19 protein-coding genes are annotated in these 18,869 nt (G+C 42.8%); all 19 read left to right on the top strand.

Annotated features, from left to right (window positions below; translation table 11 throughout):
* Window positions 1–12 precede the first annotated feature (12 nt).
* The gene (gene fliI, locus LU361_RS12500; RefSeq protein ID WP_233089171.1) at window positions 13–1,353 is read left to right on the top strand and encodes a flagellar protein export ATPase FliI; all 1,341 of its coding nucleotides are present in this window, start codon (window positions 13–15) and stop codon (window positions 1,351–1,353) included.
* A 17-nt stretch (window positions 1,354–1,370) separates the two neighbouring features.
* Entirely contained in the window at window positions 1,371–1,811 is a 441-nt protein-coding gene (locus tag LU361_RS12505) for a flagellar export protein FliJ (RefSeq protein WP_233089172.1), read from the top strand.
* 331 nt (window positions 1,812–2,142) lie between these two features.
* Complete coding sequence (locus LU361_RS12510) at window positions 2,143–3,030, top strand: TIGR01777 family oxidoreductase (protein ID WP_233089173.1); 888 nt, start codon at window positions 2,143–2,145, stop codon at window positions 3,028–3,030.
* 297 nt (window positions 3,031–3,327) lie between these two features.
* A complete protein-coding gene (locus LU361_RS12515) occupies window positions 3,328–3,681 on the top strand; it encodes an Hpt domain-containing protein (RefSeq protein WP_233089174.1) in 354 nt (117 codons plus the stop codon).
* Between the two features lie 208 nt (window positions 3,682–3,889).
* Window positions 3,890–5,068, top strand: coding sequence for a flagellar hook-length control protein FliK (locus LU361_RS12520; RefSeq protein ID WP_233089175.1), 1,179 nt, complete (start codon window positions 3,890–3,892; stop codon window positions 5,066–5,068).
* 240 nt (window positions 5,069–5,308) lie between these two features.
* The gene (locus tag LU361_RS12525; RefSeq protein WP_233089176.1) at window positions 5,309–5,845 is read left to right on the top strand and encodes a flagellar basal body-associated FliL family protein; all 537 of its coding nucleotides are present in this window, start codon (window positions 5,309–5,311) and stop codon (window positions 5,843–5,845) included.
* Window positions 5,846–5,857: 12 nt separating this feature from the next.
* Window positions 5,858–6,889, top strand: coding sequence for a flagellar motor switch protein FliM (gene fliM / locus LU361_RS12530; protein ID WP_233089177.1), 1,032 nt, complete (start codon window positions 5,858–5,860; stop codon window positions 6,887–6,889).
* Window positions 6,882–7,358: a flagellar motor switch protein FliN gene (gene fliN / locus LU361_RS12535; protein ID WP_434064667.1), complete on the top strand. Its 477-nt coding sequence runs from the start codon at window positions 6,882–6,884 to the stop codon at window positions 7,356–7,358. The genes fliM and fliN overlap by 8 nt, the downstream gene beginning before the upstream one ends.
* A 5-nt stretch (window positions 7,359–7,363) precedes the next feature.
* Window positions 7,364–7,960 carry a FliO/MopB family protein gene (locus LU361_RS12540; protein ID WP_233089178.1) on the top strand — a complete coding sequence of 199 codons (597 nt, stop codon included), beginning with the start codon at window positions 7,364–7,366 and terminating at the stop codon, window positions 7,958–7,960.
* Window position 7,961: 1 nt separating this feature from the next.
* A complete protein-coding gene (gene fliP, locus LU361_RS12545; RefSeq protein ID WP_233089179.1) occupies window positions 7,962–8,864 on the top strand; it encodes a flagellar type III secretion system pore protein FliP in 903 nt (300 codons plus the stop codon).
* A 52-nt stretch (window positions 8,865–8,916) separates the two neighbouring features.
* Window positions 8,917–9,186 (top strand): flagellar biosynthetic protein FliQ, encoded by a 270-nt coding sequence (locus LU361_RS12550; protein WP_233089180.1) that lies wholly within the window; start codon window positions 8,917–8,919, stop codon window positions 9,184–9,186.
* Window positions 9,187–9,192: 6 nt separating this feature from the next.
* Window positions 9,193–9,960 (top strand): flagellar biosynthetic protein FliR, encoded by a 768-nt coding sequence (fliR, locus tag LU361_RS12555; RefSeq protein WP_233089181.1) that lies wholly within the window; start codon window positions 9,193–9,195, stop codon window positions 9,958–9,960.
* Window positions 9,961–10,002: 42 nt separating this feature from the next.
* Window positions 10,003–11,139 (top strand): flagellar biosynthesis protein FlhB, encoded by a 1,137-nt coding sequence (gene flhB, locus LU361_RS12560; protein WP_233089182.1) that lies wholly within the window; start codon window positions 10,003–10,005, stop codon window positions 11,137–11,139.
* 78 nt (window positions 11,140–11,217) lie between these two features.
* Window positions 11,218–13,425: a flagellar biosynthesis protein FlhA gene (flhA, locus tag LU361_RS12565; protein ID WP_434064668.1), complete on the top strand. Its 2,208-nt coding sequence runs from the start codon at window positions 11,218–11,220 to the stop codon at window positions 13,423–13,425.
* A gap of 78 nt (window positions 13,426–13,503) precedes the next feature.
* The gene (locus LU361_RS12570; protein WP_233089183.1) at window positions 13,504–15,183 is read left to right on the top strand and encodes a flagellar biosynthesis protein FlhF; all 1,680 of its coding nucleotides are present in this window, start codon (window positions 13,504–13,506) and stop codon (window positions 15,181–15,183) included.
* Window positions 15,184–15,557: 374 nt separating this feature from the next.
* Window positions 15,558–16,385 (top strand): MinD/ParA family ATP-binding protein, encoded by an 828-nt coding sequence (locus tag LU361_RS12575; protein WP_233089184.1) that lies wholly within the window; start codon window positions 15,558–15,560, stop codon window positions 16,383–16,385.
* A gap of 2 nt (window positions 16,386–16,387) precedes the next feature.
* Window positions 16,388–17,131 (top strand): RNA polymerase sigma factor FliA, encoded by a 744-nt coding sequence (locus tag LU361_RS12580; RefSeq protein ID WP_233089543.1) that lies wholly within the window; start codon window positions 16,388–16,390, stop codon window positions 17,129–17,131.
* A 500-nt stretch (window positions 17,132–17,631) separates the two neighbouring features.
* Window positions 17,632–18,015, top strand: a complete 384-nt coding sequence (gene cheY / locus LU361_RS12585) for a chemotaxis response regulator CheY (protein WP_233089185.1) — start codon at window positions 17,632–17,634, stop codon at window positions 18,013–18,015.
* 21 nt (window positions 18,016–18,036) lie between these two features.
* Window positions 18,037–18,831 (top strand): protein phosphatase CheZ, encoded by a 795-nt coding sequence (locus LU361_RS12590; protein WP_233089186.1) that lies wholly within the window; start codon window positions 18,037–18,039, stop codon window positions 18,829–18,831.
* The last annotated feature ends 38 nt before the right edge of the window (window positions 18,832–18,869 follow it).

The raw sequence follows: 18,869 nt of genomic DNA on the forward strand, positions 1-18,869 counted from the left end.
GGAATAATACCCATGTTCCCACGAACCCGCTTAGCGTCAAGATTATCTCGTTATCACAACCAGTCGTTATCAAAATCGGAGCCGGTTGCCAGTGGCCGTTTGATTCGTGTGATTGGTTTAACGCTAGAAGCGGTGGGAATTCGTGCTCAACTGGGGCAACAGTGCAAAATATTTCTTGATCGCGATCATACCGTTACTGCCGAAGTGGTTGGCTTTTCCGATCAAAAAATTTACCTCATGCCAATAAAAAACATAGAAGGTCTAAAACCTGGTGCAAAAGTTTTACCCTTGGATGAGAACAACGGAATTGCCATCGGTGCGGATATTATCGGCCGAGTAATTGATGGCTTAGGTGATCCGTTAGACGGCAAACAAACCTGGTTGGCTGAAAACAGACTCAGTTTAACGCCCCACACCATTAATCCCATGAAGCGTGCGCTTATCCAAGACACCATGGATGTGGGAATCCGAGCCATTAATGCGTTGCTCACTGTGGGCAGAGGCCAAAGAATCGGTTTATTTGCCGGTAGCGGTGTTGGTAAAAGTGTGTTGCTGGGAATGATCACCAAATACACCAACGCCGATATCGTTATTGTTGGATTAATTGGCGAGAGAGGTCGTGAAGTCAAAGAATTTATCGAACAAAACTTAGGCGAGGAAGGCCGCAAAAAAGCCGTTGTTGTTGCATCTCCTGCCGATGACCCACCGTTGATGAGATTGCGAGCTTCGCAATTAACAACACGCTTAGCGGAACACTACCGCGACCAGAAAAAACACGTGTTACTGCTGATGGATTCACTCACTCGATACGCTCAAGCACAGCGTGAAATTGGTTTGGCTACCGGCGAGCCACCGACCACCAAAGGGTATCCGCCGTCGGTATTTTCTAAATTGCCGCAATTGGTGGAGCGCGCCGGTAACAGTGAAACCGGAGAAGGCTCTATTACCGCCATTTATACGGTGCTCACTGAAGGCGACGATTTACAAGACCCCATTGCCGACAGCGCCCGCGCAATTTTAGACGGCCACATTGTTCTGTCGAGACAATTGGCAGAAGAGGGCGTTTATCCGGCCATTGATATTGAAGCTTCCATCAGTCGGTTAATGACTCATCTTGTTGATAAAGAACAGCAGAGCAAAGCAAATAAATTTAAACAACTGTTATCGGTGTATCGTCAGAACAAAGATTTGATCAGTATGGGTGCTTATTCGGCAGGTGCCGACGGGTTGATTGACGAAGCGGTGGCCGCTCGCAAACTGCTGATTGATTTTATTCGTCAAGATATTGATGTTGCGGTTGATTATTCTACCGCCGAGTCAGAATTAAAAAAATTACCCTTTAAGCATGTTTAAAAAGGTTTATTTGTACCATGCGCTTTAACCAATACGTCTTAATGTTAAAAGTGGCCGAAAAAGAGGAATACAAAGCCGCGCAGTTGCTGCAACAGCAGAGAGACAACTTTTTATCGCAGCAACAACAAGTAGAGAGCATTGAGCAGTATTACGAACAATACAAAAGCGAATTGTCTGAATCCACAAACGCAAATCTTCACTTGTTGGAGTCTAGGCGGAATTACTTACACCAACTGGATTACTTATTGAAATCTCAGAGCGAAAACCTAGAGATCATTCGTCAACAACTTGAAAAATCAAAAACTTTTTGGTTAGAAAAGCATCGACGAAAGCAAAAAATACAAGAAGCCGCTAGCAATGCCGAACGTCTCCACAGAACGCAGTTAGAGAAAAAGCAACAACAATCCATCGACGACAGTTACAGCCAGCGTAACCCCGCCAGATCGCCGCTCCAGTAGCATTGCCCAAGTTTAATAGTATTCGTACTCAGGTTAATCAGAGGCTCCTTTAGACAAGATTGGAGAATTATTATTGATCCAATGATAGATTCTTGCTGTAACAATGAAAGGATGTAAAAGGCGTATCACACAGGTGAATTATGATCGATCAACCCAAGTGCAGTTTTAGTGGTTATCATGAATCATTGTAAAAGCAATAAACGCAATTATTTACATAACCCTGAGAAAAGACAGTTTACATTAACTTAATAAACACATATAACTTATTTACAAAGTTAGCGCACGCGCGGTATCCAGTAATGGCGGCGCTAACTAAGGATTGGATCGAATCATGAATATTTTGATGACGGGTGGAACAGGGTTTATTGGCCGCCAGCTAATAGCGAGTGGGCAGCAACACACATTTACCGTGCTTACCCGCCAATCCTCTCCGGTGTTTGCTTCGGCAAACGTCAAAGTAATCAATACGCTGCAATATCTATCTGATTTGAATGAATTCGACGCAGTGATAAATCTTGCCGGTGAACCGATTGTTGGCCGCCGCTGGAGTGACGCTCAAAAACAAAAGATTCGAGCCAGTCGGATTCAAACAACGCAACAATTGGTTGAATTATTTGAGCGTTCGAGTTCGGCGCCAGAGGTATTTTTGTCGGGATCGGCCATTGGGATATACGGCGACACCGGTGAACAAAAAGTCGATGAGTTTTCAGACATTGCGCACAATCAAAACGATTTCGCGCAAACTCTTTGCCGCGATTGGGAGGCCGAAGCCTGTAACGTTAAAAATTCGCGTTTGGTGTTATTGCGAACCGGAATTGTATTGGGCGACGGCGGCGCCCTAGCGCAAATGTTACCGGCGTTTAAATTTGGTTTCGGAGGCCCGTTAGCCACCGGTAGTCAGTATATGTCGTGGATTCATCTGCAAGACATAGTAACCGCGATTTATTACGTATTAGACGCGGAAGATGTTTCCGGTTCAGTCAATTTAGTGGCACCAAACCCGGTAACCAATGCGCAATTCACTAAAGCGCTGGCAAAAGCGTGCGGTCGCTGGGCGCCGTTTCGCGTTCCCAAATGTGCGCTTAAATTACTGTTGGGTGAATCGTCTCAGCTATTGACCGACAGTCAACGAATTATTCCGTCACAGTTGTTGAATAATAAATTTGAGTTTGCCTATCCCAACATTGATGAAGCATTCTCAGATTTAAGGAGCCTCTGATTAACCTCAACATTACTCAGCGTGGTTTCAAGCGTGCAGTTGCAAGGCGCCGTTTGCAATTAATGGCCGTAGTCCTTAATAAAAACGGCAACGCCGCAAATGTGCGCTTGAGACCGCGCCTTTCAGGGCCTGCCAGTTTTTTCCTGCTCTGCGTTGTGCTTTTTCGATTTAACCCGTTAGATCTTCAAAAGCACGCCTTAATCAGAAAAAAACTCCTTGGCCTGAGTGATCTTGAGGTTAATCAGAGGCTCCTTAATCAATTAATTACGAATTTAAAATAAGCATACGTGTTTGGTTATGGCAGAAACAAAATATTTTGACAGCTACGCACTCTCGAGCTTGAAAGAAATTCTCGCCGGTGATTTTGAGAATTTACTCAGTGCCTACCGAAAAGACGTATGCGAGCACTTTGATGTTATCCTACATCATTTAAAGCAAGACGATCGATCGGGTGTACTAAAATCCGTTCACAGTTTAAAAGGCTCCAGCGGCAACATAGGAGCCTTGGCGTTTTCAAAAATTTGTGAGAACTTTGAAACCTCAGTTAAAGACAACGAAGATTCTAGTATCGAAGAAAACAGCCGTTTGTTTTTCGAATCGAAAACACCATTGCTGCTCGAAATCGATTCCTTGTTAGAAACTTGTTGTTAGCTATACATTGCTAGATATACGTTGTAAGAAGCCTGGGTTTAGTACGATTGAGTATTAAACCAACACCGCCATTAAAAGAAAATAGTCGCCCTTCCTTTTAATTTTTACCCTAATATTGGTTCTTCTTTTGCTTTTCCTTCCCCGTGAATTGTAACGGCTTCTAAACGGCATGAAGTTGCCGCTCATTTTGACTTCATAGGAAAAGTAAATGACAGGTGCAATTGATAAAGCGGTAAGCCCTTTAAGTTTTGAAACATCGTCTTCGGACACGAAAAAATCGGTTAATTCCTCTCATGAGGGTGAAGAGTTTTCTGATGTCTTTGAACAAGCAAACGCTCATAAAACTGAAGAGCGTTCCAGTGCGAAAAAAGACGATGCCCATTCTTCGTCAGATTCGATTAATCATCAAGATCCTGAGAATGCTCAAGCGGAAAATTCTCCAATAATTGGTGATGGAGAAGCGTTGGATGAACAATCGCTGTCAGAAATACGAAGTTTATTAACCGACTCAACTGCGAGTCAGCCTAATGGTTTAGTGAGTAGTCCATTGTCACTTTCTGGATTAAATTTGGCTGCCTACACCGTCAATGCCGACGGTAGTTTGGTTGCCTCTATAAATCCAGAAGCCGCTGGAACCAATCCAAGCGCGTCTTTGTTTGCGGGATTGTCACTGAATTCTGGGCAAGTAAAACTGTCCGACTCGCAACTAAAATCTTTAAATCCGTTGGATACTCAACTCAGAACCGCCGGGGTTAATAATCCGCTCGGATTATCGAATTCGGTGTTGTTGAATGATTACGCGCTCGCAGATGTATCCGCTGATTTGGTTGAGCTTGGCCAAAATTTATCAAAATTTACGACTGCAGAAACGGCTAGCACACCATTAAAAGCCGACTTTTTATCGGCACTAACATCAATTCAAACAGGCGACCGCTCGGGAACATTTAATTCCAATTTAGTGGCGTCACTGCCGGTTTCTCATTCTGGTTGGGGCGAGCAAATTGGACAAAAAGTGTTATATATGGCAAGTCAGGGATTGTCAGAAGCTGAAATTCAGTTAGACCCACCAGAACTTGGTCCGCTGCAAGCACGGGTGAGTATTAACAATGACCAAGCCCAAGTGACTTTTAACAGCCACTCTTCCCAGGTACGCGATGCGTTGGAACAATCGGTCGCACGATTGCGAGAATTACTGTCTGGAGAAGGAATCGACCTGGTTAACGTTAATGTCTCGGACAATCCTCATCAGCAGCAAAGACAAAATGCTGACGCCAATGAATTAGGTATTGCTGATAGAGAATTAGTTACAGACGAAAACGCAGTGTTAGAAAATGCGATGCGTGAACCGGAAAAAGTAAGCCAATATATTGTCGACGATTATATCTAACGTAAATTTCGTAAGTTCCACACGGATGTGGAATTAACTAATCAGGGGCTGCTTAGCTTCACAATTTAGATACTTTAATTTTCCTTTTTTGAAATTTGGTTTCTTTATTTTCAGAATAACGAATCTTAATTTAGTTCACTAATTTTATATTCCCCTCAAAATTGCCTTTGTTTGAAGGCACATCTATTGCAATTCTTATATTCCAGAGACTGAATTCTTAATAAACGACGAGCTTTTGACATGGCGGACGAAGAAGAAGCAGAAGCGGCCGAGGAAGAAGGCGGTGGTGGCGGTAAGAAGAAAATAATCATATTGATTGTCATCGGTTTACTGCTGGTGTTGTTGTCTGTCGGCGGAACCGTTGCCGTTCTTACCATGTTTAAAGAAGAACCACCACCAGAAGAATTGGCCGAAGGCGAAGAAGCAGCCGAGGAAGAAGAGGCAGAAGAAGTAAAATTACCGGCGATTTACTTTCCGTTAAATCCACCAATTTTACTGACGTATCCCGATAAAGGCCGTCAGCGTTACGCGCAAATAGAAATTACCTTAATGGCTCGATCAGATACCGTTGTCGCAGAAATAGAATTGCATTCCTCTCGCATTCGCAATGATCTTATTTTGGCATTTAGCGGCATGGAATACGCGGAAATACAAACGCCAGAAGGCAAAGAATTAATGCGGCAACAAGCGCTCATTGTTGTGCAAGACATCATGACCGAAGAAATTGACGAACCCGGAATAGAGCAGGTTTTATTTACAAACTTGGTCATGCAATAAGTGGAGCCATAGGTGCAAGATTTATTATCACAAGATGAAATCGATGCGCTGTTACACGGCGTAGACGATGGCGACATCGAGGTAGAATCGGACGCGGAACCCGGATCGGCTACGGGATACGATCTAACCAGCCAAGATCGTATTGTTCGCGGTCGAATGCCAACGCTGGAAATGATCAACGAACGCTTTGCTCGCTACACTCGTATTAGTATGTTTAATTTACTGAGACGTACGGCAGATGTCTCGGTAGGCGGTGTGCAGATTTTGAAGTTTGGTGAATACGTTCACACGCTTTATGTTCCCACTAGTTTAAACATGGTGAAGTTTCGTCCTTTACGTGGTACGGCACTGGTTATTTTGGATGCAAAGTTGGTATTTAAATTGGTGGATAATTTTTTTGGTGGCGATGGTCGTCACGCCAAAATTGAAGGCCGAGAATTTACACCCACCGAATTGCGAGTTGTGCAAATGGTATTGCAACAAGCGTTTATTGATTTGGCCGAAGCATGGAAAGCGGTATTGCCGTTGGAATTCGAATTTATTAATTCCGAAGTAAATCCATCAATGGCGAATATTGTCAGCCCCAGCGAAGTAGTTGTCGTAAGTACGTTTCACATTGAATTAGACGGCGGTGGCGGAGAACTTCAAATAACCATTCCTTATTCAACGGTAGAACCGATTCGGGAAATGTTGGATGCAGGCTTACAAAGCGACAGCGACGATCGCGATGACCGGTGGATTGTTGCCTTGCGTGAAGATGTATTAGAAGCCTCGGTTGATATTGAGTGTGAAATTGCTAACACCGATTTGAAATTGCGAGACATCATGAACATGAAAGAAGGCGACGTTGTCCCCATTGAAATGCCGCCTTACCACGTGGTGACAGCCAATCAAGTGCCCATGTTTCGGTCTACACTCGGTCAGTACGATGGTAATTTAGCGTTAAAAATTCTGAGTTTTGTTGAACGTTCCAAAGTTCAAGAAAAAAATCAGCTGACACAAAATCAATTATTGGAAGAAGCGGAGAACTTAGATCGTGAGTGAAGAAACTCCGGATGATGACAACCCAGAAGGTGGTGAACCCGATCAAGACGCCATGGCCGACGAATGGGCCGCGGCTATGTCGGAACAAGTGGAAAGTGAAGAGGGCGGTGGCGAAACTGACTCAGAAAGCTCGGAGGGATCTGGCAGTAACGCTGAGGCTATGGATCTCGATGAATTTTCTCAGGCTCCCAATGTTAATCCGACAGACAACCCCGATTTAGACGTTATTCTCGATATTCCTGTGACCATTTCGATGCAAGTGGGAAGCACGTCGATCAGTATTCGAAATTTATTACAGCTCAATCAGGGTTCGGTGATTGAATTGGATCGGCTCGCGGGAGAGCCATTGGATGTGTTAGTGAATGGAACATTGATTGCGCACGGTGAAGTGGTAGTTGTGAATGAGAAATTCGGTATTCGGATGACAGACGTTATCAGTGCGTCTGAACGAATTAAACGACTAAAGTGAAACCTATGACTATTAATCAAAGTATTAAACGTGTATTGATTGGCGGTATTCTTTATTTATTTAACATGTCCTCCGCGTTAGCGGCAAGCTCGTCGGTAATCAATGAGACGATAACCGCAGACGTAATCATTGGCTTGGTGGGTATCGTTGCGGTTATTTTGGTATTGGGATGGTTGGCAAACTACTTAAAAAATAACTCCAAGTACGCGGCGCAAGGCAAACTAAAATTGATCAGCCAATTGCCGGTCGGAGTAAAAGAACGTGTTGCCATTATTGATGTGGGCGGCCAACACATTGTTGTCGGCGTAACCGCAAACTCGATTAATAAATTGCACGTGTTAGAGGATCAAGAACGGTTTTCGTCAAGTAATGATGAACACCTAAAAGATAAACAAAAAGAATCAAATATTATTAGAATTTATTTTGCTATCGAATGGCTGATAGAAAAAGTCTCAAAATACGCGGCTCGTTTTAACAAAAGTAAATTGGAATCGCCTAAAGTTATCGCCAGCTCTACGCAAGTTAACTGCCCGGAAAAGCCCGATTTTAGCGAGGTTATCAGCGGTTGTAGCAACGTTATCAGTATTAAGGATAAGCAGTGATATGTCGGCAAAACGGCCATTGATACACCTTGTATGGCAATGGCTGTTGCCGCTAGTACTGTTGATGCCCGTTGATATTTACGCACAAACCGTAACCGATAGCTCGAACGTTACTACCAGTAACTCCTCAAAATCAGTAAACTCTTCTTCGGTTGTGAATGGCGGTAATAATCAAGAAGCCCGTAACCAAGAAAACAATAAAGATCTAATTCCACTTGAAGGTATTCCGGGGTTGCCTGCCTTAACGGTAACGACAAATCCCGATGGCTCGCAAGAATATACCGTAACACTGCAAATTCTTGCGATAATGACGGCACTGACCTTCATTCCCGCGATTTTAATGATGATGACTTCTTTCACCCGAATTATCATTGTTTTTGCCATTCTTCGTCAGGCGTTAGGTTTGCAGCAGTCGCCATCGAATCAAATATTGATTGGTTTATCGTTATTTTTAACGCTTTTTATTATGTCGCCGGTTTTTGAGGTGATTAATCAAAACGCCATTCAACCCTACATTAACGAGTCGATTGATTCACGCCAAGCGGTTAAAAATATCGCCGAACCTATGCATCATTTTATGATGTCACAAACCCGAGAGTCAGACATAAAATTATTTTTAGATATTGGCGGCTATGAAAATATTGCTTCGCCCAATGACGTACCGTTTGTTGCTCTAGTTCCGGCGTTTGTTACCAGTGAACTTAAAACCGCATTTCAGATTGGTTTTATTATTTTTATTCCGTTTTTAGTGATTGATATCGTTGTGGCTTCGGTTTTAATGGCAATGGGTATGATGATGTTGTCGCCGTTGATTATTTCTCTGCCATTCAAAATCATGTTGTTTGTTTTGGTTGATGGTTGGGCACTGATCATCGGAAGTATCGCTTCCAGTTTTGGTGTGTGAATTAAACTCGAAATTTTCGTCTTATGCTGTAAATCTTATAGAAGAGGTAATAATGACACCCGAAGTTGTGATGGATTTATTCGCCAATGCATTTTTGATTACGGTTATGATGATAACCGTAATTGTTGGGCCGAGCTTGATTGTCGGTTTGATTGTCAGCGTGTTTCAAGCAGCAACGCAAATTAACGAACAAACATTAAGCTTTTTGCCTCGTCTTATCGTTACGTTATTAACAATTATGGTCGCCGGTGCTTGGTTACTAACAAAGCTGATGGATTTGTTCATTCGCTTGATTACCGACATTCCAATTCTGATTGGCTGATAACCCGTGGATCTTTATGAATCACAAATATCCGATTATTTAAGAGAATATTTGTGGCCGTTGGTTCGAATTTCTTCGTTTTTATTGGCCTCGCCAATTTATGGTGCTCGTACATTACCGCCTCGATACCGAATTACCCTGGCGCTGCCACTGGCGGTTATTGTTATGCCGTCGTTGGATGTTCCCGATATCGAACTGGTCTCCATTCAGGGGTTTGTCGTCACTTTGCAACAAATACTCATTGGCGTAATGCTCGGGTTTGTATTTCAGCTGTTTTTGCAGCTGTTTGTTGTTGCAGGGCAAACCATTGCCATGAATATGGGGTTGGGTTTTGCATCACTGAATGATCCTGCCAATGGTGTTGTGGTAACGGTACTGTCGCAATTTTATTTAACCTTGGCGACCATGTTGTTCTTAAGCATTAACGGGCATTTAATCATTCTAGAATTATTGGTGCAAAGTTTTCAATTTATGCCCATCGGTGAATTTATTAATCCTGAATTTAAGTTTTACGAACTAGCAAAATTAGGTGGTTGGATGATAGCCGGTGCTTTGGTGTTAGCGCTGCCGGTAGTTACAGCAATTCTCATTGTCAATATTGCGTTTGGGGTTATGTCGCGTTCCGCACCGCAAATGAATATTTTTGCCGTGGGTTTTCCAATTACCTTACTGTTTGGTTTGTTCATTATTTGGGTTGGGTTAACTAATTTTTATCCGCAAATGTCAACCTATTTTTCCGATGTGTTGGCGTTTATACGTGAAACCTTGTTTTAATCTTTTAACACCTAATAGTCTGATGGTTGACGAGACTGGAATATGGCAGAAAATAACGACAGCCAAGAAAAGTCGGAAGAACCCACGGCCAAACGGCTCGATAAAGCCCGTGAAGAAGGCCAGGTTCCCCGCTCACGAGAACTGACAACCTCGGCGGTGTTGTTAGGGGCAACCTTGTCGTTGTATTTGTTGGGGGATTTTTTTGCCGATAAAATCTCTGGTATCTTTATCGTTAATTTTCAGTTCGACCGAGCCACTGCCTTCGACACAGACCAACTGTTGGTGCAATTAGGGTTGAGCATCAAAGAAAGTTTTGTCGGTTTAATTCCAATTTTTTCCGTGTTAATGGTATTAGCGTTTGTTTCGCCTATTGCTTTGGGCGGTTGGTTGTTGAGTGCCAAATCTCTTGCGCCTAAGTTCAGTCGAATCAATCCGTTATCGGGTTTGAAACGCATGTTTTCGATGAAATCTGTCATTGAATTATTAAAAGCGTTGGGCAAGGTGGCGGTAGTGATGACGGTGGCTATTTTACTGTTGTATTTTCATCAAGGAGAGATTATCTCTTTGTCTAATGAAGATATTACCTACGGTTTGGCCCATGCCATTCAGTTGATGATTTTTGCGGCGTTAGTGCTGTCAGCGTCGACGTTGTTAATTGCTATTATTGATGTTCCGTTTCAAATTTGGGAAAACAAAAAACAATTAAAAATGTCGTTGCAGGAAGTGAAAGATGAATTAAAAGATTCCGAAGGAAAGCCAGAGGTTAAAAATCGCATTCGTCAGCTACAACGCGACCTGGCTAACAATCGCATGTTGTCACAAGTTCCTGAAGCCGATGTTATTATTACCAATCCTACTCACTTTTCGGTGGCATTAAAATACGATCCCGAAACAATGAAAACACCCGTCATTGTTGCGAAAGGGGTGGATTTTATGGCGATGAAAATTCGAGAGATCGCCAATGCCCACGACGTTGAATTAGTGCCTGCGCCAGTATTGACTCGGGCGCTGTACTACACCACCGAAGTAGACGACGAAGTCCCACACGGCTTATTTTTGGCGGTTGCACAAGTTTTGGCTTATATTTTTCAACTGCGTCAATATCGGCGCGGTCAGGCCAAACGCCCGATTTGCCCAAAACACCTTCCTATTCCCGAAGAGTATATTTTTAACTCCTAATCTCTAATGGTATTGATATTGCCCCAGTGAAGATAAATGGCGTGTAGCGTCAAAAATCCGCTGGGGTAATGAGCTGTTATGTTGATGAATTCTCTCGGTAATTTATCGAGATTCAAACCTAATCGATCCAATCTGCGCCACGTTATTGTCGGTGGACGGTCGATGATTAACGGTAATTTGGGTATTCCCATTTTGCTGTTAATGATGTTAGGTATGATGACGCTGCCATTACCGGCATTTTTATTGGATGTATTCTTTTCTTTTAATATTGCTTTATCGATTGTGGTGTTGCTGGTCGGTGTGTATACCCTGCGGCCGCTGGATTTTGCGGTTTTCCCAACCATTTTATTAATTGCGACTTTACTGCGCTTGGGATTAAACGTCGCGTCCACTCGTATTGTTTTGTTGGAAGGCCACAACGGTGGTGATGCCGCCGGTAAAGTGATTCAGGCGTTTGGTGAAGTGGTTATTGGTGGTAATTACGCCGTTGGTTTGGTTGTTTTTATCATCTTAATGATTATCAACTTTGTTGTTGTGACCAAAGGCGCGGGCAGAATTTCGGAAGTGAGTGCACGTTTTACCTTAGATGCCATGCCTGGCAAACAAATGGCGATCGACGCTGATTTAAACGCGGGATTGATCTCACAAGACGAAGCAAAACAACGCCGCGAAGATGTCGCGAATGAGGCCGATTTTTACGGGGCGATGGACGGTGCCAGTAAATTTGTGCGCGGCGATGCCGTGGCCGGTATTTTAATTCTGCTGATCAATATTATCGGTGGGCTGGGTATTGGCATGGCGCAACATCAATTGCCGTTTACCGAAGCCTTAGAAAAATACATTTTGTTAACCATTGGTGATGGTTTGGTTGCTCAAATACCATCGTTGCTATTGTCAACCGCAGCAGCCATTATGGTGACTCGCGTTAATAGCGCCGAAGATGTACGCTCGCAAGTGTTGAGTCAGATGTTTGACTCACCAAAAGCGTTGGCAGTATCAGCGGGAGTTTTGTTTTTGATGGGTGTTATTCCCGGCATGCCCCATATTCCCTTTATTGGTCTCGCCGCGGCTTGTGCAGGAATTGCGTATTTGATTTATCGGCAAAAAAATCAGGTGGTGGAAGTTGCCGATGGGAATGCCTCGACAAATCGATTAACCCGCACGGCCTTACCGGGCGGTGGCGAAGGTGGCGAACTGATTGAGGCAAAACCTGAAAACATAGAATTGAGTTGGGATGATGTACAACCCGTCGACATGATTGGTTTGGAGGTGGGTTATCGGTTAATTCCTTTGGTAAATAAACCCCAAGGTGGGGAACTGTTAAAACGCATTAAAGGTATTCGTAAGAAATTATCCCAAGAAAAAGGTTTTTTAATCCCGAGTGTTCACATTCGAGATAATCTCGATTTATCGCCCAGTGCTTATCGTATATTACTGATGGGTGTTATTTTAGGCGAAGGAGAAATTTATCCTGACAGAGATTTGGCCATCAACCCTGGTAATACCGTGGGAGAAATTGACGGTATTGCTACTTCTGATCCGGCGTTTGGTTTACCGGCGGTTTGGATTGAATTTAATAAAAAAGAAGAAGCTCAAACCCTTGGTTATACCGTGGTTGATACCAGCACGGTCATCGCTACTCACCTTAACCAATTGTTGCAAAAACATATTTACGAATTAATTGGTCACGAAGATATTCAAAAGCTGTTAGATCAACTCGCTAAATCTTCGCCAAAACTGATTTCTGAACTCGTGCCAGATAAAGTCTCGTTAAATTTGGTATTGCAGGTGTGTCAAAATTTATTAAAAGAAAACGTACCGATTCGGGATTTTCGCTCTATTTGTGAAGCGTTGTTGGCGATATCAGAAAAAACCACAGACATAGAACAATTAACGGCAGCAGCAAGGATAGGGCTGTCTCGACAAATTGTGTATGGACTTGCAAAAGGGGGTGAACCGCTACCGGTTCTCACACTGCAACCTGATTTGGAACAGATACTGCTTAAAGCCAGTATGCAAGCACAAAAATCTGGCGCTGATGAAACCGGGTTTATTGATCCTTCTTTAATTGAAGGGATGCAGTTGTCCATTAAAGAAAGTGTACAACAGCAAGAGCTTGCCAATAAGCCAGCCATTATATTAGTGGCCGGTGGGTTAAGAAAATTAGTGGTTAAAATTGTTCGTTCCATGGGTGTTGATGCAACCGTCTTGGCGTACGCAGAAATTCCCGAAAATAAATCCATAAACGTTGATGGCGCAATTACCGGTTCCGTGCAACGTAAATAAGACTTGAATACAAACGTTTATCGGTTTAGACGACGTATTCAAAGATTGGAAGTCTTAACGGTGTGGGAGACTTGAAAAATGCAAGTCAAGCGATTTAAAGCAGCAGATATGCGACGAGCCTTGGAAATGGTACGCACGGATTTAGGTGACGATGCCGTTATTTTATCCAACGCTAATCATGGTAATTACGTGGAAGTATTGGCAACCGCTGATGACTGCTCTACCTGGCTTGCAACGAACACTAAAGAACAAGAAAATAAAAGTGTGTTTGCAAAATACGAAGCCGAACCCGATCAAGACGCGTTGGCATTATTAAGTGATCTCGATTTAGAAGCCAATAATCATCATCAAAGAATTGACGATTCCAAGCAGCAAGCTGGTAGCGATTTACCACGATCGACTCAGTCACAAAGTACGTTAACGTCAATTGCTGGTCGTACATCTTCAGAATCGGTATCGAACAATATCTCCGATAACAGTAGCCGTCAGAAAGCCTATAAAAAATCGTATCTTTCTGAACAGCTCGATAAGCTCGAACGTGAAAAAGTCGAAAACAGTAAACTTCGCTTTAAACAGGCTAAAACTAATACCAGTACCAGACATAGTGTTGCCGAAGACGATTCCATAAATTCTGCCCAAGAGACCATTAATTTTTCAGAGAATTCCTTCTTTAAAAAATTGATGCAGGAAAATGTTCGCGGTATTCAGCCTGATCAAACAGATACTCTAGACAGTATTGAGACCAAGGCAGAAGCCTTTGAAGCTAAACCTATTGAAGCCAAGCAGCCAACTCCGAAGGTTACAACAGTAGAATCCAGTGAATACCGTCAAGAAATAAAATCGCTGCAATCAGAATTAAGCGACATGCGAGAATTACTCGAACAACAATTGGTAGAGAGTCAACAATTACGCTTGAAAGGATCACAGATTGTTGTAGATCGACGATTGTCGGCGTTGGGATTTGACAGCGGGTTTCGCGCAGAAATTCACCGTAATATCGAATCGCCCAGCGACAATAATACCCAAACCTATTGGCGGCCAGTGCTCGGTTATCTGGCGAAAAAAATTAATACGTTGCCTTACGATTTAATTACCACGGGTGGCCGCTTGGCGTTTATTGGTCCAACTGGTGCAGGAAAAACCACCACCATTGCCAAATTGGCCACGCGTTATGTGTTGGAATTTGGTCGAGAATCAATTGCAATTGTTACTACCGATAACGAACGGTTGGGTTCTCAAAGCCAATTAAAAAGCCTTGCTAATATCTTACAAATTCCCATGAGAACCGTGGAAGAGCCCAGCGAGTTAGTCGACGTACTGGCGAGCCTAGACCCTTATCGATTGGTATTGATTGATACGCCTGGGGTTAATATTCGCGATATCGATTCTAATTCTTGGTTTAACACCTTAAACAATCTGAACAGTATTTCAAAATTGTTTGTTACTGCAACTAATGTTCAAGGTGGTTTCCAATCGAAATTAATGTCCATCGCTCGAGAAGCAAATTCTCGTGCAATTGTACTCACCAAATTAGACGAATGTTTGAGTTTGGGTGAAAGTATTAAAGCGGTGATTCACTCAGAAATTCCTGTTGCTTATTTATCCAATGGTCAAAACATTCCCTCAGACATTCATTTAGCGAAAGCCAATAAACTGTTAGAGATTGCGGTGAAATTAGGTCAATCTAAATTAGCGGTAGAGACGGAGTCAGAATTACCTAATTCCGGTTTGAAATTTAAAGCGAGTTTAGGTGCTTAATTAATTTGCTTCATGGCAGTTTCGATCTGCTAATATTAATGAGCGGTCTTTTTTTGTAATTAACTGATGATTAATCAGTGTGGGTTAATGATTGCAGGTAAAGACTGTTGTTAAGGATTATTGTCAAAGGTTTGTAGTTAACGATTGTTGTTAAAGATTTGTAGTAAAAGCTACAGAAAAAAGATAGTCAATAAGTTAAACACTGGTTTTTTTTCCGATTTTATTTCCGGCGGTTATGAGCGTATTGCAGTGCTCTCAAAAAATTAACCAGTAGAAAATGTCAGTAAAAATACTCAATGTTGCATTGTTGAGTGTGAGTTCATCAAAATTTAATGCGTGCATGTAAGTTTTTACTTATATGTCGTGGAGTTCATATGAGTTCAACACGTCCTGTTCAAGTCATAGCAATTACCGGTGGAAAAGGTGGTGTCGGTAAAACCAATCTTTCTGTTAATTTAGGTATCGCACTTGCGGAAATGCAGAGACGGGTTGTACTGCTCGATGCAGATTTAGGTTTGGCGAATGTCGATGTTTTATTGGGGTTAAAATCGACCCACAATATTGCTGATGTTCTTAACGGCGAATGTCAAATAGAAGACGTGTTGCTCAACGGCCCTGGCGGTATCAAGGTGGTACCGGCGTCATCGGGTGTGCAGCAAATGACTCAGCTGAACGTTCAGCAACACGCAGCATTAATTAATGCGTTTAATACCCTGGATCAACAGTTGGATATTATGATTGTTGATACCGCTGCCGGTATTTCTGATACGGTGGTCAGTTTTGTTAATGCCTCTAACGAAGTTGTTGTGGTGGTGTGCGATGAGCCGTCATCAATAACCGATGCCTATGCGTTAATTAAATTGTTAAACAGCGAATACCAACACACGCGTTTTCGCGTAGTTGCTAATATGACTCGAACCCTCAACGAGGGCCAAAATCTGTTTAATAAACTGCAATTAGTGTGCGACCGTTTTTTGGATGTTACGTTGCAATACATTGGTCACGTTCCCTTTGATGAAAGCGTGCGTAAATCGGTACAAAAGCAAACGCCATTAATTATCAATGCACCGCGTTGCCGAGCGGCGCAATCGATTCGTTCCATCGCGCAAAAAATTATTGATTGGCCCTTGCCGGGTGGCCCAAGAGGGCACCTAGAATTTTTCGTCGAACGTCTGCTTAAAGCCTCCAGTGTAGGAGTGTGATGATGACTGCCATAGACGGACTAGCCATGTATGATCAAACGCAAATACAGCCCCAGATCGATATTGAACAGTACGCGCCATTGGTAAAGCGGATTGCTCATCACATGATGATGAGAATGCCCGCGAGTGTTCAGGTCGAAGATTTAATTCAAGCGGGAATGATTGGATTAATCGAAGCCTCTCAAAAGTACGACGCTTCTAAAGGAGCGAGTTTTGAAACCTATGCGGGTATTCGCATTCGCGGATCCATTGTTGATGAAATGCGTCGCGGCGACTGGGCGCCTCGTTCCGTTCATCGCAACGCTCGTAAAGTTCAAGATGCTATTGCACAGGTAGAGGCAAAAACTGGTCGCGATGCAACAGACCAAGAAGTGGCCGATCACCTAGAGGTTTCGTTAGAAGAGTATCACAGCATTTTACAAGACAGCACCAGCACCCGCTTATTCAGCTACGAAGAAGCGGTGGGCGATGACGACAGCCGTATCGTTCAGGATTCTAACGCCCAAGCAAACCAAAGCCCTTACAGCGGTTTGCAAAAAAATAATTTGCGCAAGTGTTTGGCCGATGCCATTAAATCCTTACCTGAGCGAGAGCAGTTGGTTTTGGCGCTGTATTACGATGAAGAGTTAAACCTAAAAGAAATCGGCCAGATTCTGGGTGTGAGTGAATCGAGAGTCAGCCAAATTCACAGTCAGGCGGCACTGCGCTTGCGTGGACGACTGAAAGAGTGGGACCCAGAAAATTAGTTTTTATTTTAACTATGTATTAAACGTCGTTTTATTGTTTTGCGATTTCTTTAGCCTTTCTTACATTAGCGTTTGCTGTTGGTGAAAACCAAAGGCTTTCGTGTGTTCTTAAGTTTCTCTTATTTTCCTCCGGTTTGATTCTGATTTTCTTCTGTTGTTATGTCAATGATCGTCTATTGCCATAACGTCTATATACCTTTTTATTGGATTTGATCTTTCGTCGACAATGCCCATCACAAAAAAAATCAGGATATTAGTCGAAAAAATCACTATTAAGCGCTTAAATTCTAAAAGCGAAAGAATTTCTGTCGATACAATAAATAGGTTAGCTAACACGTTTTAAGCGAACTATTTAATCTATCATTATTGTATGGGTTTTGTGTGCGTGATTTGGATTTCTTGGCATGAAAGTATCATCCATAAAAACTGGATACCGCAAAAACTACTACTAGACTATGTATTGAATCGGTTCCCCTTAACCAGGGCCTATGGAGGTTACATTGGATAAAAATATGAAAATCCTCATTGTCGACGACTTCTCCACTATGAGGCGGATCATTAAAAATCTTCTACGTGACTTGGGTTTCACTAACACTCAAGAAGCGGACGATGGCCAAACTGCGTTACCGATGTTGAAAAATGGCGATTTTGATTTTTTGGTGACGGATTGGAATATGCCAGGAATGACGGGTATTGAATTGTTGCGGCAGGTCCGAGCAGACGAACGTTTAGGATCCTTACCAGTGCTTATGGTAACTGCTGAAGCAAAAAGGGAGCAAATTGTGGAGGCTGCTCAAAACGGGGTAAACGGTTATGTTGTTAAGCCTTTTACCGCGCAAGCTTTAAAGGAAAAGATTGAAAAAATCTTTGAACGAGTTGGTTAACCCTAAATTACAGGCATAGTCATGGATTCAAACCACTTTGTGAAAGACCCAAATGTCGCTGTTGATGATCTTCGTGCAGCGGCAGAAACGTTGATTGAGAAGTTACAAAACGACGATTATTACGAAGCTAATGAAGTCATTAATAACATCAACAAACAACGCGACAGTTTAATTTTCAACAATGTTGGTAAGTTAACCCGAGCACTGCACAATGCGATTGTTAATTTTAACGTTGATGCGGGTGAAGCTGAAGAAGGTTCTGATCTCTCCGATAAATCACAAATTAGCGACGCCTCCGATCGACTCAATTACGTATTGGAGCTTACCCAAGGTGCTGCCGATAAAACCATGGATCGCGTCGAAGCCTGTGCGCCTATTGCAGCAGATATCAGTTCTGAATCTAGTCAGCTACGAGAAGAGTGGAAGCGGTTAAAACGCCGTGAGATGAAACCCGAAGAATTTCGCCAGTTGTATTATCGAATGGACGAATTTTTTGCGCGAATCGGCTCGGGCGCGGATCAGTTAGGTACTAACTTACAAGAAATTATTTTAGAGCAGGGCTATCAAGATCTTACCGGTCAGGTGTTAAAGAAAGTCATTCGTTTGATTTCTGACGTCGAATCGGAATTAGTGCAGTTGGTTCGCATTGCTGGTCAGGTCGAAGACGTAGCGGGCTTTAAATCTAAAGCCGATCACGAAGCCGCGGCAGAACAAAACGCTTCCGGTGAAGGCCCTCAAATTAAAGCAAAACAACGTTCCGATGTTATGGCTAGCCAAGATGAAGTGGATGATCTCCTTTCCAGCTTAGGTTTTTAATAGCATTGTTCGAATGAGTTAAATTGAAATATATCGGT

The organism is Sessilibacter corallicola (assembly GCF_021290925.1).
In the GTDB taxonomy this organism is placed as follows: Bacteria; Pseudomonadota; Gammaproteobacteria; order Pseudomonadales; family Cellvibrionaceae; genus Sessilibacter; species Sessilibacter corallicola.

Bases quoted from the DNA above. Each gene is read 5' to 3' on its own strand.
- LU361_RS12515 (WP_233089174.1), top strand. From the start codon at position 3,328: ATGGCAGAAACAAAATATTTTGACAGCTACGCACTCTCGAGCTTGAAA.
- LU361_RS12575 (WP_233089184.1), top strand. From the start codon at position 15,558: ATGAGTTCAACACGTCCTGTTCAAGTCATAGCAATTACCGGTGGAAAA.
- LU361_RS12580 (WP_233089543.1), top strand. From the start codon at position 16,388: ATGACTGCCATAGACGGACTAGCCATGTATGATCAAACGCAAATACAG.
- fliP (WP_233089179.1), top strand. From the start codon at position 7,962: ATGTCGGCAAAACGGCCATTGATACACCTTGTATGGCAATGGCTGTTG.
- LU361_RS12510 (WP_233089173.1), top strand. From the start codon at position 2,143: ATGAATATTTTGATGACGGGTGGAACAGGGTTTATTGGCCGCCAGCTA.
- LU361_RS12590 (WP_233089186.1), top strand. From the start codon at position 18,037: ATGGATTCAAACCACTTTGTGAAAGACCCAAATGTCGCTGTTGATGAT.
- LU361_RS12525 (WP_233089176.1), top strand. From the start codon at position 5,309: ATGGCGGACGAAGAAGAAGCAGAAGCGGCCGAGGAAGAAGGCGGTGGT.
- flhA (WP_434064668.1), top strand. From the start codon at position 11,218: ATGTTGATGAATTCTCTCGGTAATTTATCGAGATTCAAACCTAATCGA.
- LU361_RS12570 (WP_233089183.1), top strand. From the start codon at position 13,504: ATGCAAGTCAAGCGATTTAAAGCAGCAGATATGCGACGAGCCTTGGAA.
- LU361_RS12550 (WP_233089180.1), top strand. From the start codon at position 8,917: ATGACACCCGAAGTTGTGATGGATTTATTCGCCAATGCATTTTTGATT.
- LU361_RS12505 (WP_233089172.1), top strand. From the start codon at position 1,371: ATGCGCTTTAACCAATACGTCTTAATGTTAAAAGTGGCCGAAAAAGAG.
- fliI (WP_233089171.1), top strand. From the start codon at position 13: ATGTTCCCACGAACCCGCTTAGCGTCAAGATTATCTCGTTATCACAAC.
- LU361_RS12520 (WP_233089175.1), top strand. From the start codon at position 3,890: ATGACAGGTGCAATTGATAAAGCGGTAAGCCCTTTAAGTTTTGAAACA.
- flhB (WP_233089182.1), top strand. From the start codon at position 10,003: ATGGCAGAAAATAACGACAGCCAAGAAAAGTCGGAAGAACCCACGGCC.
- LU361_RS12540 (WP_233089178.1), top strand. From the start codon at position 7,364: ATGACTATTAATCAAAGTATTAAACGTGTATTGATTGGCGGTATTCTT.